Consider the following 14,157-nt stretch of genomic DNA (forward strand, 5'->3'; position numbering starts at 1 on the left):
GGCGCAACATCCCCCTTGCTTGCGCTTTCCCCATGCCACCGCCGCCGCTAGGGTGCGCGCGACCTCATGACCCGGCTCGACAGTTACATCTTCCGCCAGCTGGCCGCCGCCCTCCTCGCCGTGACCATCGGGCTCGCGGCGCTGGTCTGGCTCACCCAGTCGCTCCGGTTCATCGAGCTGGTGCTCGACCGCGGGCTCTCGTTCCTGGTTTTTATCGAGTTGACTGGCCTGCTGCTGCCGAGCTTCTTCGCCGTCATCCTGCCCATCACCACCTTCGTGGTGATCCTCTTCGTCTATGTCCGCCTCTCGGCCGACCGCGAACTGGTGGTGATGCGCGCCGCCGGGATCTCGCAATGGCGGCTGGCCCGGCCGGCGCTCGCCCTGGCGGGCCTCGCAGTTCTCACCTGCTACGCGCTCAACCTCTGGCTGGTCCCGGCCAGCCAGGCCGCCTTCCGCGCCTGGCAATACGAGATCCGCAACCAGCTCGCCGCCATCCTGGTGCAGGAAGGGGTGTTCAGCTCGGTCGGCGACGACCTGACCGTCTATGCCCGCTACCGCGACCGCGACGGCACGCTGCGCGGCATCCTGGTGCATGACGCGCGGGAACGCGGCGCCCCGGTCACCATCCTGGCCGAGGCCGGCCGCATCACTCCGGGCCCCAACGGCCCGCGCGTCACGCTCGAGAACGGCGAGCGGCAGCAGGTGGAACGCGTCCCCGCGCCGGCCGGCAGCCCGCCCGGCACCCCGGCCAGCACCCGGCTCTCGGTGCTGTCCTTCACCGAGAACAGCATCGACCTGGCCCGCACCAGCCGCGGCGCGACCGGCGAGGGCGGCGAGCGCTACCGCAACGCGCAGGAGCGCACCATCGACGAGCTGCTGCACCCCGACCCGGCCGACCATGTCCCCGACCGCGACCTGCGCCGCTTCAAGGCGGAGGCGCATCAGCGCCTGGCCTCGCCGCTGAACGCCGTCGGCTTCGGGCTGGTGGCGCTGGCCACCGCGCTGACCGGGCAATTCCGCCGGCATGGCGGCGGGCTGCGGCTCTTCACCGGCATCCTGGTGGTGGTCGCGCTGCTCGCGATCGGGCTGATGACCAACAATCTGGCGGCGCGGCAGAATGCCATGATCCCGCTGATCTGGGTGAATGCGCTGGTCCCCGGCCTGGTCGCCGCCTGGGCGATCAGCGGCCTGCCCGGCCTGCCGCAATGGCGCCGGCCCAGGCCGCCCCAGCTCGGTCCGGCGAATCCGGCATGACCCTTGCCACCACGCTCACGCTCTATGTCGCGCGACGCTTCCTGGCGGCGACCTTCGCCATGCTGGCCGGGCTGACCCTGCTGGTGGCGCTGTTCGACTTCATCGAGCTGCTGCGCCGCGCCGCGACCCGGGCCGATGCCGGCTTCGCCCTGGTTGCCACCATCGCCGGGCTGCGGCTGCCCTTCGTCGCGCTGCAGATCCTGCCCTTCGCCATCCTGCTGGGCGGCATTCTCGCCTTCTGGCGGCTGACCCGCTCCTCGGAGCTGGTGGTGGCCCGCGCCGCCGGCATCTCCGCCTGGGGCTTCCTGTCGGGGCCGCTGGTCGTCGCGCTGCTGTTCGGCGTGCTCGGTACCGTCGCGGTCTCGCCGCTGTCCTCCGTCATGCTCGCCCGCGCCGAGCGGCTGGACTATGCCTATCTCCGCGCTAGCGCGGGCCTCACCGCCATTGCCGGCGGCAGGCTCTGGCTGCGCCAGGCGGACCGCGAGCTCGACCCGCAGGGCGTCGCCATCCTGTCCGGCCGCCCGCTGGCGGCGAAGCCCGGGGCGAAGCCGGGCGACTTCACCCTGACCGATGTCAGCCTTTGGCGGCTGGCCGCCAACGACCGGCCGCTGGCGCGGATCGAGGCGCCGCGCGCCCGGCTGCTGCCCGGCCGCTGGGCGCTGGAGGACAGCGTCACCTTCAATGCCGACCGCAGCGCCGGGCCGCGCGCGCTGGTCTACTTCCCCACCGACCTCACGCCCGACCGGATCGAGAACAGCTTCGCCTCGCCCGACACGCTGTCCTTCTGGGCGCTGCCCGGCTTCATCGCGGTGCTGGAAGCCGCCGGCTTCTCCGCGGTGCGGCACCAGCTGCACTTCCAGAGCCTGCTGGCCCTGCCGGTGCTGGCCGCCGCCATGGCGCTGCTCTCGGCCGGGTTCTCGATGCGCACCTCCCGCCGCGGCGGCGTCGCGCAGATGATCGGCGCCGGCGTCGCCGCCGGCTTCGCGCTCTTCGTGCTAGACAAAATCACCAGCGAGTTCGGCGAGGCGGGCACCCTGCCGGTCGAGCTCGCCGCCTGGGCGCCGACCATCGCCGGATTGCTGCTGGCGCTTGCATTGCTCCTGCATCTGGAGGACGGATGAGCCTCGCCCGCATTGCCGCCCGCGGCATCCGTGTGCTGTTCCTCGCGGGCCTTCCGGGCCTGGCCGCGGCGCAGATGGATGCGCCGAGCGTGACCCCGCGCGACCCGACGCCGCTCGGCGGCAACCTCGCGCCCGGCGGCGGCGCGGCCGGCGGCGCCCAGCGCGTCGCCCCCTTTGCCGGGCTGGGCGGCGGCGGGCCGCAGCAGGACCCGAATGCCCCCGTCACCTTCACCGCCGACGAGGTCGAGTACGACCGCGAGAAGGGGCTGGTCACCGCGCGCGGCAAGGTCGAGGCCTGGCAGGGCGAGCGGCTGCTGCGCGCCGACCAGTTCACCTACGACCGCAACACCGGCATCGCCACCGCGACCGGCAACGTCCAGCTCATGGAGCCGGACGGCAGCGTGCTGTTCGCCGACCGGGCCGAGCTGAAGGACCGCTTCCGCGACGGCGTGCTGGAAGGCGTACGCGCGTTGCTGGCGGCCAACGGCAAGATGGCGGCGAACGGCGCCCAGCGCACCGGCGGCACGGTGAATGAGCTGTCGCGCGTGGTCTATACCTCCTGCGACCTCTGCAAGGACGACCCGACCGCGGCGCCGCTCTGGACCGTGCAGGCGCGGCGGGCGACGCAGGACAAGGACGCGCTGCGGATCTCCTACCGCGACGCCACAGTGCGGATGTTCGGCATCCCCGTGCTCTACACGCCCTATCTCTCGCACCCCGATCCCTCGACCCCGCGGGCCTCGGGCTTCCTGTTCCCGACCTTCGGCTATACCCGCTTCCTCGGCGGCTTCTTCGAGACGCCGTATTTCTGGGCGATCGACCAGACCTCCGACCTGACGATCACCCCGATCGTTTCCTCCCGGCAGTATCCGAATCTTGGCCTCGAATACCGCAAGCTGTTCAACTCCGGCGAGATTCTCGGCAGCGCCTCGATCGGCGGCCTGAACGGCAAGGACACCGGGGGGAAGGAGGAGTTCGCCGGCCACATCTTCCTGAAGGGCCGCTTCACGGTGGATGAGAACTGGCGCGCCGGCTTCGACCTGAACCGCGCGACGTCCGAGATCTACCTGCGCACCTTCCGCTACGAATACCGCCGGGTGCTGACCAGCCAGGTCTATACCGAGGGCTTCTGGGACACCGAGGGCTACGTGCGGATGGATGCGCGGGCCTATCAGGGCCTCCGCACCTCGGACGACACCCGGCAGGTGCCCTATGTCCTGCCGAACATCTATGCCGAGCGCGCGCCGCGCGAGAAGGTGCTCGGCGGCAACCTGACGCTGGATGCCGGGCTGCTCGGCATCTACCGCGACATCGGCAGCCAGTCGCAACGCCTGGCGACGCGTGCCCGCTGGGAGCGGCCGGAGGTCGACCCCATGGGCGGCCTCTGGACCTTCAAGGCCGACGCGACGGCGATCGGATACAATGCCAAGGGGCAGCAGGAGCCGCCGACCAACCTGCCGGACGCCAACGGCACGCGCGGCGTCGGCAACATCCGCGCCGCGGTCGACTGGCGCATGCCCTTCATCCGCTACGCCGGCGACTACGGCAGCCAGACGATCGAGCCGCGCGTGCAGTTCGTCACCGGCCCGCGCATGGGGCCGCAGCGCAGCGTGCCGAACGAGGACAGCATCGACTTCGAGTTCACCGATGCGAACCTCTTTGCGTTGAACCGCTTCACCGGGCGCGACCGGCAGGAAGGCGGCAGCCGCGTCGATACTGCGATGCGTGCCGCCTGGGACTTCCCCAATGGCGGCCAGGTGGAGGGGCTGGTCGGGCGCTCCTTCAGGTTCGACGACGATTTCAAGGACGCCAACCCCTATGCCGGCTCTGGCCTCGACCGCCGCGCCTCGGACTATGTCGCGCGGCTGCGGGTGGCGCCGGTCCCCTGGCTGGAGACCATCGGCCGCGTCCGCACCGACGGCGAGCAGATCTTCCAGCGCAAGCTGGCCGACACGGTGGCGAACGTCACCGTCGGTGGGGTGACGGTCTCGGCCGGCTATCTCTATTCGGTGCCGCTGCCCTACCTGGTGCCGTCCCGCTCGCGCGACGAGGTCTCGGCCGGCATCGCCGGCAAGATCAACGAGTACTGGCGCGCCGGCTTTTCCGGCAAGTACGACCTCGCGCTCGGCCGCGCGGTGCTGGTGCAGGGCTTCGCCGGCTACGAGGACGAGTGCTTCATCATCGAGGGCCGATTCATCAAGCGCTTCGCCCAGGACCCGACCACGCAGACGCTCTATCCGGCCAACACGATCCTGCTGTTCCGGATCGGCTTCAAGACGCTGGGCGAGTACTTCTTCCGGGCGCTATAGCCTGCGCCCGTCCCGGATGGAGACAACCGGGACGTGGATCGCTGTATCGGCCAGGCCTGGGCGGTTGCGCATCCCCGCGGGGTTGCGCAGTCTCCGGCCAAAGACCGGAGGAACCGCAGAATGAGTTCGACCATCGGCCGCCGCGGCGCGCTCGCGCTCGGCGCCGCCACGCTCGCCACCTCGGCCCTTGCCACGCCCGCCCTGGCGCAGGCCGGCTTCCCCAGCCGGCCGATCCGCATGATCGTCCCCTGGCTGCCCGGCGGCTCCTCCGACACCGAGTTGCGGGTGCTGTCCGACCTGGCCACCCGCAAGCTCGGCCAGACCGTGCTGGTCGAGAACAAGGCCGGCGCCACCGGCACGCTCGGCGCGCTGATGATGGCGCAGGAACGCAGCGGCGACGGCTACCTCGTCGGGCAGATGCCGATCAGCGTCTTCCGCCTGCCCGCGATGTCGCGCCGGCCGACCTTCGACCCGCTGGCCGACTTCAGCTGGATCATCCACCTGACCGGCTACACCTTCGGCGTGGTGGTGCGGGCCGACCAGCCCTGGAAGACCTGGCAGGAGTTCGTCGCCTACGCGCGCGCCAACCCGGGCAAGGTCACCTACGGCACGCCCGGCGTCGGCAGCACGCTGCACATCACGATGGAGCGCATCGCCGAGCAGCTCGGCATCGAGTGGCTGCACGTGCCTTTCAAGGGCGGTGCCGACAACATCCAGGCGGTGCTGTCCGGCGCGACCACGGTGAATACCGACAGCACCGGCTGGGCCCCGCTGGTCGATGACGGCAAGCTGCGGCTGCTGGTGGTCTGGACCGCCGAGCGGACGAAGCGCTTCCCTGATGTGCCGACCCTGCGCGAGGTCGGCATCGATATCGTCGCCGACAGCCCCTATGGCCTGGCCGGCCCGAAGGGGATGGATCCCGGCGTGGTGAGGGTGCTGCACGACGCCTTCAAAGAGGCGCTGTTCGACCCGCAGCACCTGGCGACGCTCGAGCGCTACGACATGCCGCTGCGCTACATGGGGCCCGAGGACTACGCCGCCTTCGCCCGCCGGATCGCCGGGGAGGAGGCGGCGATCATCCGCAAGCTCGGGCTGCGGATCGACTGATACTCAGCACGAAGGTTCCACCTTCGTGCCCCTCGGACGCCGGGCGCCGCGCCTCCGCGCGGCTTGGCTTCGCCGCACCGGCGGCGGGCGCCATTCGGCGCCTCGGCCCTCCGGGCCGCAGGCCGGAACCTGGTGCGGCGGGTATGGGCGGCTGGCGGCCGCGCCGCTAGGTCACAAGCCTGCGCGACGCCGCTGCCGCTGCCGCTACCCCCGGTTGGCGCGTCGCGTCGCCTCGGCTACAGGCGGTGCCGCACCACGCCGCGCAGGCGGCACCCCTGCCGCGCATCGTATCCGGGGCAGCGTCACGCATGCGGGTGTTTACGCCCGTCCGCACGCTGCCCCGACCCGCGCCGCAGCACCGGGAGAGGATACCGCCATGACCCATTCCATCGGCCGCCGTGCCGCGCTGGCGCTCGGCGCCGCGACGCTCGCCGCGCCGGCGCTCGCCCAGCCGGCCTTCCCGACCCGGCCGATCCGCATGTACGTCCCCTGGGGCGCCGGCGGCACCACCGACGTCGAGATGCGGGCGCTCTGCGACGCCGCCGCCCGCCGCATCGGCCAGCCGATCGTGATCGACAACAAGTCCGGCGCCGGCGGCATCCTCGGCGCCCAGGCCATGCTGACCGACAAGCCGGACGGCTATACGCTCGGGCAGATGCCGGTCAGCGTCTTCCGCACGCCGCTGATGTCGAGCCGGCCGATGTACGATCCGGTCAACGACTTCACCTATATCGTGCATCTCTGCGGCTATCTCTTCGGCGTGGTGGTCCGCGCCGACGCGCCCTGGAAGACCTTTCCGGAACTGCTGGACGACGCGAAGCGCAATCCGGGGAAGATCAATTACGGCACGCCGGGCATCGGCACCTCGCTGCACCTGACGATGGAGCGCATCGCCGCCGAGCGCGGGCTCGACTGGACCCATGTCCCCTTCCGCGGCTTTGCCGAGAACATGAACGCGCTGCTCGGCGGCACCACCGACGTCCTTGCCGACAGCAGCGGCTGGTCGCAGCTGGTCGAGGACGGCAAGTGCCGCCTGCTGGTCACCTGGGGCGAGCAGCGCGCCAAGCGCTTCCCCGCCGCGCCGACCCTGCGCGAGGTCGGCATCGATATCGTCAGCGCCTCGCCCTACGGGATCGGCGGGCCGAAGGGGATGGATGCCGGCGTGGTGCGGGTGATCCACGACGCCTTCAAGGAGGCGCTGGACGACCCGGCGCATCTCGCGGTGCTGGACCGATTCGACATGCCGCTGATGTACAAGAATACCGCCGACTACCGGGCCTTCGTCCGCCAGCAGGTCGAGGAGGACCGGGCGATGATCCAGCGGCTCGGGCTCAAGCTGAACTGAGGCGCTGGCGCCGGCGGGTGCGGCAGGCGCATGCTCCGCGGCAGACCGGCCCAAGCCGGCATGCCGCTGGAGGATCGCCCATGCCCCCGACCCTTGCCCGCCGCGCGCTGCTCGGTGCCTGCCTCGCGCCGCTGGCCGCCCCCGCCCGCGGCGAGGCGCGCTTCCCCGACCGCCCCTTGCGCGTCTTCGTGCCCTGGACGCCGGGCGGCGCGACCGACATCCAGATGCGCTCGGCCTGCGAGCTCGCCTCGCGGCATCTCGGCCAGCCGATCGTGGTGGAGAACCGGCCGGGGGCGAGCGGCTCGCTCGGCGCCGTCGCGCTGAAGGACGCGAAGCCCGACGGCTATACCCTGTCGCAGATGCCCAACAGCGTCTTCCGCATGCCGGCGATGCAGCAGCGGCCGCAATGGGATCCCTTGCGCGACTTCACCTGGATCATCCGCCTGGTCGGCTACATGGGCGGGGTGGTGGTTCGGCCGGACGCGCCCTGGCAGACGCTGCCCGAGCTGATCGCCTTCGCCCGCGCCAATCCGGGGAAGATCAGCTACGGCACGCCCGGCGCCAATACGACGGAGGTGCAGATGCAGCGCCTGGCGAAGCTGGCCGGCATCGACTGGGTGCCGGTCGCCTTCCGCGGCGCCGCGCCCAACCTGCAGGCGCTGCTGTCGGGCGACATCCACTTCTCCGCCGAGACCAGCGCCTTGTTCGACATGGCGCTGGAAGGCCGCTTCCGGCCGCTGGCGGTCTGGATGTCGGAACGCGTCGCCCGCTTCCCCGCGGTGCCGACCTTCCGCGAGCTGGGCTGGGACGTGCTGGGCGAGAGCACCTACGGCATCGCCGGGCCGCGCGGCATGGACCCCGCGGTGGTGCGGACCATCCACGACGCCTTCCGCCTCGCGGTGCACGACCCGGCGCATCTCGCCGTGCTCGCGCGGTTCGACATGCCGGTGCGTTACCTCGGCACCGAGGACTTCGCCAGGGAGGCCGTGGCGCTGGCCGAGGAGGCGCGGCGGATCGTGCAGGAACTGGGGTTGAAGCAGGTGTGAGCACGCTGCATCTCCGCTGCGGCGACGACCTGCGGGTCGCCCTGCCGCGCGCCGGCGTGGCCGGCGGCTATCTCTGCTTTTCCGACCCCGTCTGCCAGGGGCCGGCGCGGGACGATGGCGACCTGCTCGCCTGGCTCGGCCTGCGGGCGCGCTTCGTGGCGCAGCATGCCGACATGGACCTGGGCGAGGCGCGGCTGCGGCTCGGCCGGGAATATGCCGCGCTGCAGGCACTGCACCGCTACGAGGCGGTGCATCTCTGGTTCGAGCACGACCTCTGGGACCAGGCGGCGCTGATCCGCGTGCTGTCGCTGCTGGCGGAGAAGCGGCTGTTGCGCGACCGGTTATGGTTGATGCCGGCGGATGGGGTGCGCAGCTTCCCGGAACTCCCCGATGCGGAACTGGCCGCGCTGCTGCCCGCGCCGCTGAGCGCGCTGCAGCTGCAGCAGGCGGCGGAGGCCTGGGAAGGGTTCGCCGCGGCCGATCCGCGACCGCTGGAGGCGCTGGCGCGGCAGGACCTGGCGCTTCCCTTCCTCGGCGCGGCGATGCTGCGGCACCTGCGCGACCTGCCCTGGACCACGGACGGGCTGGGCGAGACGGAGCGAAAGCTGTTGCGGTTGGTGGCCGGGGGGGCAACGGAGGAGGCCGAAGTCCTTACGGCGCTGCGCGCCGGCGATCCGGTCTTTCACGTCACCGACCTGATCGTGCGGGACCTGGTGCGGCGGTTGCGGACCGGGCCGCACCGGCCGCTGCTGGCGGGCGACCCCCTTCGCCTTTCGGCGCGGGGGGAAGCGGTGCTGGCGGGCACGGGGCGGCACCGGCCGGTCCCGCGCGCGCATGCCGGCATCGCCGTTCTGCCCGATCCGCCCTGGCTCTGGGACCCGAAGGCGGCGGGCGTGGTGGCCGGGACATGAGGGCGGGGCGGGGGCGCGTGCCCCCGCCCGACCCGTGGGGTCAGCCGCCGACGCGGCGGGCCGGGGTGCCGGCCAGCTGGCCGCCATTGGCCGTGCCGGGGGCGTGGTAGGTGACGTGGCGGTTGCCCGCCTCGCCGGTGATCTCGGCGATCAGGCCGGTCGGGGCCTGGGCTTGCGGCGCGCCGCCATAGGCGATGCTGCGGTTTCCCGCCTCACCGGTGATGCGGCCATAGCCGCCGCCGACGACATTGTCGCTCGGCGCGTCGTAGACCACCTCGGCGTCGCGACCGCCGCCAACGACGCGCGGGCCACCTTGTGCGAAGGCGGTGCCGGTCAGCGCGACGGCGAGGGTGGAAGCGAGGAGGATGGAGCGGAACATGATGCTAGGCGTCCTGTGTTGTTGGGGCGGCAATGCGTCGCCCTGTCCCGACACCAGATGGACCCGTCCGCGGCATTATCCCAATACGGATCGTGGATGCCCGTGATTTGCCGGGCTGATGCCCGCATGGGTGCCGTGCGTTGCGCGCGGGACGATACGCGGAACCAACGCAGGGATGCGGAGGCAAGGACCGGATGGCGGCGGCCGCGCCGCGCTGCGAGGCTCGCCCGGCAAGGAGTCCGCCGCATGCCGCATTTCCGCTGTGTCGCCATCCCGACCGAGACCGCCGCGCGCTGGCGCGCCACCGGCCGCGACGATCGCGGCCAGGCGCTGCATCGCCGCGTGGTGGACGGGCCGGGCTTTCCCTGCCGTCACTGCCTGCAACTGGGGGAGGCAGGGGAGGCGATGCTGCTCGGCAGCTACGACCTGCCGCATCCGCAGGGCGTCTACTGGACGCCGAGCCCGATCTTCCTGCACGCACGCGACTGCACCCGTTTCGAGACGCCCGATGCGATCGCGCCGGTGGTGCTGGCGAACGGCATGGTCTCGGTGCGCAGCTACGATGCCGACGAGATGTGCCTCTATGATCTCGGCGGGGTGAGCGAGGGGTGGGAGGTGGCGCCGCTGCTGGCGCGGGCGCTGGAGGATCCGCGAACCCGCTTCGTGAATATCCACACCGCGCGGCCGGGATGCCTGCTGACGGCGGTGGAGCAGGCGTGAGCCGGCCAGGGGAAGTTTGGGGAGGGATACGTGTTCCCTCTCCAGGCCCCACCCTTCCTTTCTCTGGGGCGGCTACCGACCCAGTGCGATAGGAACGGGACCAGGAGGATAACTCCTCCCCGGCCTTCCCTGGGGATCAGGCCGCCTCGAGCTTCTCCTGCAGCTCCAGCCACTCGGTCTCGAGCGTCGGCAGGATCCTGGCGATCACCGCGCGCCGCGTGGTGGCGCGGTTGATCAGGTCGGTCTTGTTGCCGGCATAGAGCCGCGGGTCGGCCAGCGCCGTGTCGATCGCGCTCGCCTCGTCCTGCAGCTTGGCCATCTGCGCCTCGATCTGCTTGGCGCGCTCGCGCAGCGGGGCGAGGGCCTGGCGGCTTTCCGCCTTGCCGCGGCGGTCGTTCTGCTTCGCCGAGGTGCCGGGCTCGCCGCGGGCGCCGCGGCGGTTGCCGCCGCCGAGCATCGCCCGGTAGTCGTCGAGGTCGCCGTCGAAGCTGGCGACGCGGCCGTCGCCCACCAGCCAGAGCCGGTCGGCGACCAGCTCGACCAGATGCGGGTCGTGGCTGATCAGGATGACGGCGCCGTTGTAGTCGGCCAGCGCCTTCACCAGCGCGTCGCGGGCGTCGATGTCGAGGTGGTTGGTCGGCTCGTCGAGGATCAGCAGCTGCGGCGCCTCGCGCGTGCAGAGCGCCAGCAGCAGCCGTGCCTTCTCGCCGCCCGAACAGGCGGAGATCTTCGTCGTCGCGCGCTCGACGTCGAGGCCGAAGCGGGCGAGCTGCGCGCGGCACTGCGTCACCGTTGCCTTCGGCATCGCCGCCTGCATGTGCGACAGCGGCGTGCCCTCCAGGTCCAGCTCGTCGGTCTGGTGCTGGGCGAAGTAGCCGACCTTCAGCTTGGGCGAGCGGAACTGGCTGCCGCCCATCAGCGGCAGCCGTCCGGCGAAGAGCTTCGCCAGGGTCGACTTGCCGTTGCCGTTGGCGCCGAGCAGGGCGATGCGGTCGTCCTGGTCGAGCCGCAGGTCGAGGCCCTTCAGCACCACCCGCCTGTCGTAGCCGATGCTGCCGCTGCTGATCGACAGCACCGGCGGCGCCAGCTCGGCGGGTTCAGGGAAGGCGAAGCGGGTGACGTGGTCCTCGACCACGCTCTCGATCGCCGGCATCCGTTCCAGCGCCTTGATGCGCGATTGCGCCTGGCGCGCCTTGGTCGCCTTGGCGCGGAAGCGGTCGACGAAGGACTGGATATGCGCGCGCTCGGCCGCCAGCTTCTCGTTCTGCGCCGCCTGCTGCGCCTGGCGCTCGGTCCGCACGCGGACGAAATTGTCGAAGGCGCCGGGGTAGAGCGTGAGCTTGCCGCGGTCGAGATGCGCGATCGCATCGACGCAGCGTTCCAGCAGCCCGCGGTCGTGGCTGACCACGATGGCGGCGCCGGAGAAGCGCTGCAGCCAGCCCTCCAGCCACATCGTCGCCTCGAGGTCGAGGTGGTTGGTCGGCTCGTCCAGCAGCAGCAGGTCGGGCTCGAGGAACAGCACCCGGGCGAGGGCCACGCGCATCCGCCAGCCGCCGGAGAACTCGGTGGTCGGCCGCGCCTGGGCGGCGGCGTCGAAGCCGAGGCCGGCCAGGATGGTGGCGGCGCGGGACGGGGCGCTGTCGGCGCTGATGGCGATCAGCCGCTCATGGATCTCGGCCATCCTCAGGCCGTCCGGGTGGTGCTCCGCCTCGGCCAGCAGCGCCGCGCGCTCGGTATCGGCGGCGAGCACCGTCTCCAGCAGGCTTTCCGGTCCGCCCGGGGCCTCCTGCGCCACATGGCCCATGCGGGCCCGGGTGGCGAAGCGGATCTCCCCGCCATCCGGCTGGATCTCGCCGGTGATGGCCTTCAGCAGGGTCGACTTGCCCGCGCCGTTGCGCCCGACCAGGCCGACCTTCCGGCCTGGATCGACCACGAGGTCGGCCGATTCCAGCAGGGCGCGCCCGGCGATGCGGAGCGTGAGGTCGCGGATGGTGAGGACGGTCATTGCCGGGCCTGATTACCGCCTCGGCCGCCCCGGCGCCATCGCGACGAGGGTCTAGCTGGGCTGCTTCTCCGTCCCGTCTTCCTCCGGCGGCAGGGGCTGCCCGGCCGGCTCGCCGCCCCACTCGTCTTCGATCATGCCCTGCTGGCCGCTGACCAGGTCCACATCGGCCTGGCTGGGCGGGCGGGGGATGTAGCCCTGCTTGGGGGGCAGGTCGTCCGGCTTGGGGTCATCGCTCATGCCGGCCCAACGCAGGCGGGGCCGCCGGGTTGGGCTTGCATCCGGCCCGGACCCCGCCTATCCGGCGCCCGACCCTTCGCAACGCCAAAGGAACGCCCCCATGGCCACCGAGCGCACCCTCTCCATCCTCAAGCCCGACGCCACCCGCCGGAACCTGACCGGCAAGATCAATGCGAAGTTCGAGGAGGCCGGCCTCCGCATCGTCGCGCAGAAGCGCCTGCACCTGTCGGACGCCCAGGCCGGCGCCTTCTACGCCGTCCACAAGGAGCGGCCCTTCTACAAGGACCTGGTTTCCTTCATGACATCCGGCCCCGTGGTCGTGCAGGTGCTGGAAGGGGAGAACGCGGTGCAGCGCAATCGCGACATCATGGGCGCCACCAACCCGGCCAATGCCGCCCCCGGCACCATCCGCAAGGAATTCGCCGAGAGCATCGAGGCAAACTCGGTTCATGGCTCTGACAGCGCCGAGAATGCGGCGACCGAGATCGCCTTCTTCTTCGCCGGCACCGAGATCGTCGGCTGAAGGAAGATCGGGGGGAGAGGGCACCTCTCTCCCCAAACCCGACTCACCGTTTCCTGTGAGTCAGGGCAGCGGCGCGGTTCGGTACAGGCTGACCCGCAGCCCGCCATGCGGGACCGGGGCGGCAGGGGGCAGGAAGGGCAGGGCGGTGGCCTGGGCCAGGCTCGGCTCGCCGGTCACGAGACCCACGCGCCACCCCGCGAACCGCTGCCGCAGCACCTGGCCCAGCGCCCGATACAACGGGACCAGCGCGGCCTTGTCGCCCATCCGGGCGCCATAGGGCGGGTTGACCATGACCAGGCCCGGCGGGCCCTCCGGCGGCGCCGCGTCGCTGATCGTGCATTGCCGGAACTCGACATGGCTGGCGACGCCGGCGCGGTCCGCATTGGCGCGGCTCATCGCCACCGCCCCGGCATCCCGGTCGCTGCCGTGGCAGCGCGCCGCGGGGGCGCGGCTGCTGGCCACCGCCCGCATGCGCGCCCAGGCCTCGGAATCGAATGTGGCGAAATGCTCGAAGGCGAAATGGCGCTGCCGGCCGGGATTGAGCCGGGCGGCGATCTCGGCGGCCTCGATCACGAAGGTGCCGGCGCCGCACATCGGGTCCAGCACCGGCTCCCGCCCATCATAGCCGCAGGCCAGCAGGAACAGGGAAGCCATGGTCTCCCGCAGCGGCGCCGGGTTCACCGCCGCCTTGTAGCCGCGCTTGTGCAGCGGCTCCCCCGAGGTATCGAGGCTGAGGGTGCAGCGGTCGTGCTCGATCCGCGCCATCACCGTGATCCCCGCCTCGGCCGCGACCGGGGCGCCGAGCGTCTCGCGGATCGCGGTGGCGATCCGCTGCTCCACCGCACCGCTGTGATAGAGCCTGGAGGCGGCACAGCTGGCTTCGACCCGGACGGGCATGTCGGGGCGCAGCAGGCTGGCCCAGGGCACCTGCCGGGCGCGGCTGTCGAGATGCGCGAGATGGGTGACGTGGAAGGCATCGATCCGCGCCAGCACCCGCCCGGCGCCGCGGATCCAGAGGTTGGCGCGCCAGACCTCCGGCCAGCCGCCCCGGATGGTGACGCCGCCGGGGACTGGCTTCGCGAGCTTGAACCCCTTGCCGCGGACCTCGGCGCAGAGGGTGGCCTCGAGGCCGGGAAAGGTGGTCAGGAAGATCTCGAACTGGTCGGGGGAGGTCATCCGGGGGGCATAGCAGGTCGCGGC

The 14,157-nt window shown here is 71.7% G+C and carries 13 protein-coding genes; 9 read left to right on the plus strand and 4 right to left on the minus strand.

All coding sequences use genetic code 11. The features are described 5' to 3' along the window. The first annotated feature begins 66 nt into the window (after nt 1–66). The 7 genes from lptF to E2C06_RS12635 all read left to right on the plus strand — a co-directional run bounded on the left by lptF (nt 67) and on the right by E2C06_RS12635 (nt 9,093). Nucleotides 67–1,254 carry an LPS export ABC transporter permease LptF gene (gene lptF, locus E2C06_RS12605; protein ID WP_133288961.1) on the plus strand — a complete coding sequence of 396 codons (1,188 nt, stop codon included), beginning with the start codon at nt 67–69 and terminating at the stop codon, nt 1,252–1,254. Continuing rightward, complete coding sequence (gene lptG, locus E2C06_RS12610; protein ID WP_133288962.1) at nt 1,251–2,375, plus strand: LPS export ABC transporter permease LptG; 1,125 nt, start codon at nt 1,251–1,253, stop codon at nt 2,373–2,375. The genes lptF and lptG overlap by 4 nt, the downstream gene beginning before the upstream one ends. Continuing rightward, entirely contained in the window at nt 2,372–4,684 is a 2,313-nt protein-coding gene (locus E2C06_RS12615; protein ID WP_241671242.1) for an LPS-assembly protein LptD, read from the plus strand. The genes lptG and E2C06_RS12615 overlap by 4 nt, the downstream gene beginning before the upstream one ends. Before the next feature lie 120 nt (nt 4,685–4,804). Next, entirely contained in the window at nt 4,805–5,791 is a 987-nt protein-coding gene (locus E2C06_RS12620) for a tripartite tricarboxylate transporter substrate binding protein (RefSeq protein ID WP_133288963.1), read from the plus strand. 376 nt (nt 5,792–6,167) lie between these two features. Then, complete coding sequence (locus E2C06_RS12625) at nt 6,168–7,136, plus strand: tripartite tricarboxylate transporter substrate binding protein (RefSeq protein ID WP_133288964.1); 969 nt, start codon at nt 6,168–6,170, stop codon at nt 7,134–7,136. An 80-nt stretch (nt 7,137–7,216) separates the two neighbouring features. Beyond that, the gene (locus tag E2C06_RS12630) at nt 7,217–8,182 is read left to right on the plus strand and encodes a tripartite tricarboxylate transporter substrate binding protein (RefSeq protein ID WP_133288965.1); all 966 of its coding nucleotides are present in this window, start codon (nt 7,217–7,219) and stop codon (nt 8,180–8,182) included. Next, a complete protein-coding gene (locus tag E2C06_RS12635; protein ID WP_133288966.1) occupies nt 8,179–9,093 on the plus strand; it encodes an FUSC family protein in 915 nt (304 codons plus the stop codon). The genes E2C06_RS12630 and E2C06_RS12635 overlap by 4 nt, the downstream gene beginning before the upstream one ends. A 40-nt stretch (nt 9,094–9,133) precedes the next feature. Here E2C06_RS12635 and E2C06_RS12640 read toward each other — a convergent pair whose 3' ends face one another. Continuing rightward, entirely contained in the window at nt 9,134–9,472 is a 339-nt protein-coding gene (locus E2C06_RS12640; protein ID WP_133288967.1) for a hypothetical protein, read from the minus strand. A gap of 246 nt (nt 9,473–9,718) precedes the next feature. On the opposite strand from E2C06_RS12640, the gene E2C06_RS12645 reads away from it, so the two are divergent. Continuing rightward, nucleotides 9,719–10,192, plus strand: a complete 474-nt coding sequence (locus tag E2C06_RS12645) for a DUF1203 domain-containing protein (protein ID WP_133288968.1) — start codon at nt 9,719–9,721, stop codon at nt 10,190–10,192. A 136-nt stretch (nt 10,193–10,328) separates the two neighbouring features. Here E2C06_RS12645 and E2C06_RS12650 read toward each other — a convergent pair whose 3' ends face one another. Together E2C06_RS12650 and E2C06_RS12655 are read right to left on the minus strand one after the other, a co-directional pair. Next, nucleotides 10,329–12,197 (minus strand): ABC-F family ATP-binding cassette domain-containing protein, encoded by a 1,869-nt coding sequence (locus E2C06_RS12650; protein WP_133288969.1) that lies wholly within the window; start codon nt 12,195–12,197, stop codon nt 10,329–10,331. Nucleotides 12,198–12,248: 51 nt separating this feature from the next. After that, nucleotides 12,249–12,434 (minus strand): hypothetical protein, encoded by a 186-nt coding sequence (locus E2C06_RS12655; protein ID WP_133288970.1) that lies wholly within the window; start codon nt 12,432–12,434, stop codon nt 12,249–12,251. 100 nt (nt 12,435–12,534) lie between these two features. Here E2C06_RS12655 and ndk point away from each other — a divergent pair, with 100 nt between their 5' ends. Further along, the gene (ndk, locus tag E2C06_RS12660) at nt 12,535–12,957 is read left to right on the plus strand and encodes a nucleoside-diphosphate kinase (protein ID WP_133288971.1); all 423 of its coding nucleotides are present in this window, start codon (nt 12,535–12,537) and stop codon (nt 12,955–12,957) included. A 60-nt stretch (nt 12,958–13,017) separates the two neighbouring features. Here the strand turns inward: ndk and E2C06_RS12665 are convergent, their stop codons facing one another. Beyond that, nucleotides 13,018–14,133 (minus strand): THUMP domain-containing class I SAM-dependent RNA methyltransferase, encoded by a 1,116-nt coding sequence (locus E2C06_RS12665; protein WP_133288972.1) that lies wholly within the window; start codon nt 14,131–14,133, stop codon nt 13,018–13,020. Nucleotides 14,134–14,157: the final 24 nt, after the last annotated feature.

This window comes from Dankookia rubra, from assembly GCF_004355005.1.
GTDB lineage: Bacteria > Pseudomonadota > Alphaproteobacteria > Acetobacterales > Acetobacteraceae > Paracraurococcus > Paracraurococcus ruber_A.

Coding starts and splice junctions, on each gene's coding strand:
- lptF (WP_133288961.1), top strand. CDS start 67: ATGACCCGGCTCGACAGTTACATCTTCCGCCAGCTGGCCGCCGCCCTC.
- lptG (WP_133288962.1), top strand. CDS start 1,251: ATGACCCTTGCCACCACGCTCACGCTCTATGTCGCGCGACGCTTCCTG.
- E2C06_RS12615 (WP_241671242.1), top strand. CDS start 2,372: ATGAGCCTCGCCCGCATTGCCGCCCGCGGCATCCGTGTGCTGTTCCTC.
- E2C06_RS12620 (WP_133288963.1), top strand. CDS start 4,805: ATGAGTTCGACCATCGGCCGCCGCGGCGCGCTCGCGCTCGGCGCCGCC.
- E2C06_RS12625 (WP_133288964.1), top strand. CDS start 6,168: ATGACCCATTCCATCGGCCGCCGTGCCGCGCTGGCGCTCGGCGCCGCG.
- E2C06_RS12630 (WP_133288965.1), top strand. CDS start 7,217: ATGCCCCCGACCCTTGCCCGCCGCGCGCTGCTCGGTGCCTGCCTCGCG.
- E2C06_RS12640 (WP_133288967.1), bottom strand. CDS start 9,472: ATGTTCCGCTCCATCCTCCTCGCTTCCACCCTCGCCGTCGCGCTGACC.
- E2C06_RS12645 (WP_133288968.1), top strand. CDS start 9,719: ATGCCGCATTTCCGCTGTGTCGCCATCCCGACCGAGACCGCCGCGCGC.
- E2C06_RS12650 (WP_133288969.1), bottom strand. CDS start 12,197: ATGACCGTCCTCACCATCCGCGACCTCACGCTCCGCATCGCCGGGCGC.
- E2C06_RS12655 (WP_133288970.1), bottom strand. CDS start 12,434: ATGAGCGATGACCCCAAGCCGGACGACCTGCCCCCCAAGCAGGGCTAC.
- ndk (WP_133288971.1), top strand. CDS start 12,535: ATGGCCACCGAGCGCACCCTCTCCATCCTCAAGCCCGACGCCACCCGC.
- E2C06_RS12665 (WP_133288972.1), bottom strand. CDS start 14,133: ATGACCTCCCCCGACCAGTTCGAGATCTTCCTGACCACCTTTCCCGGC.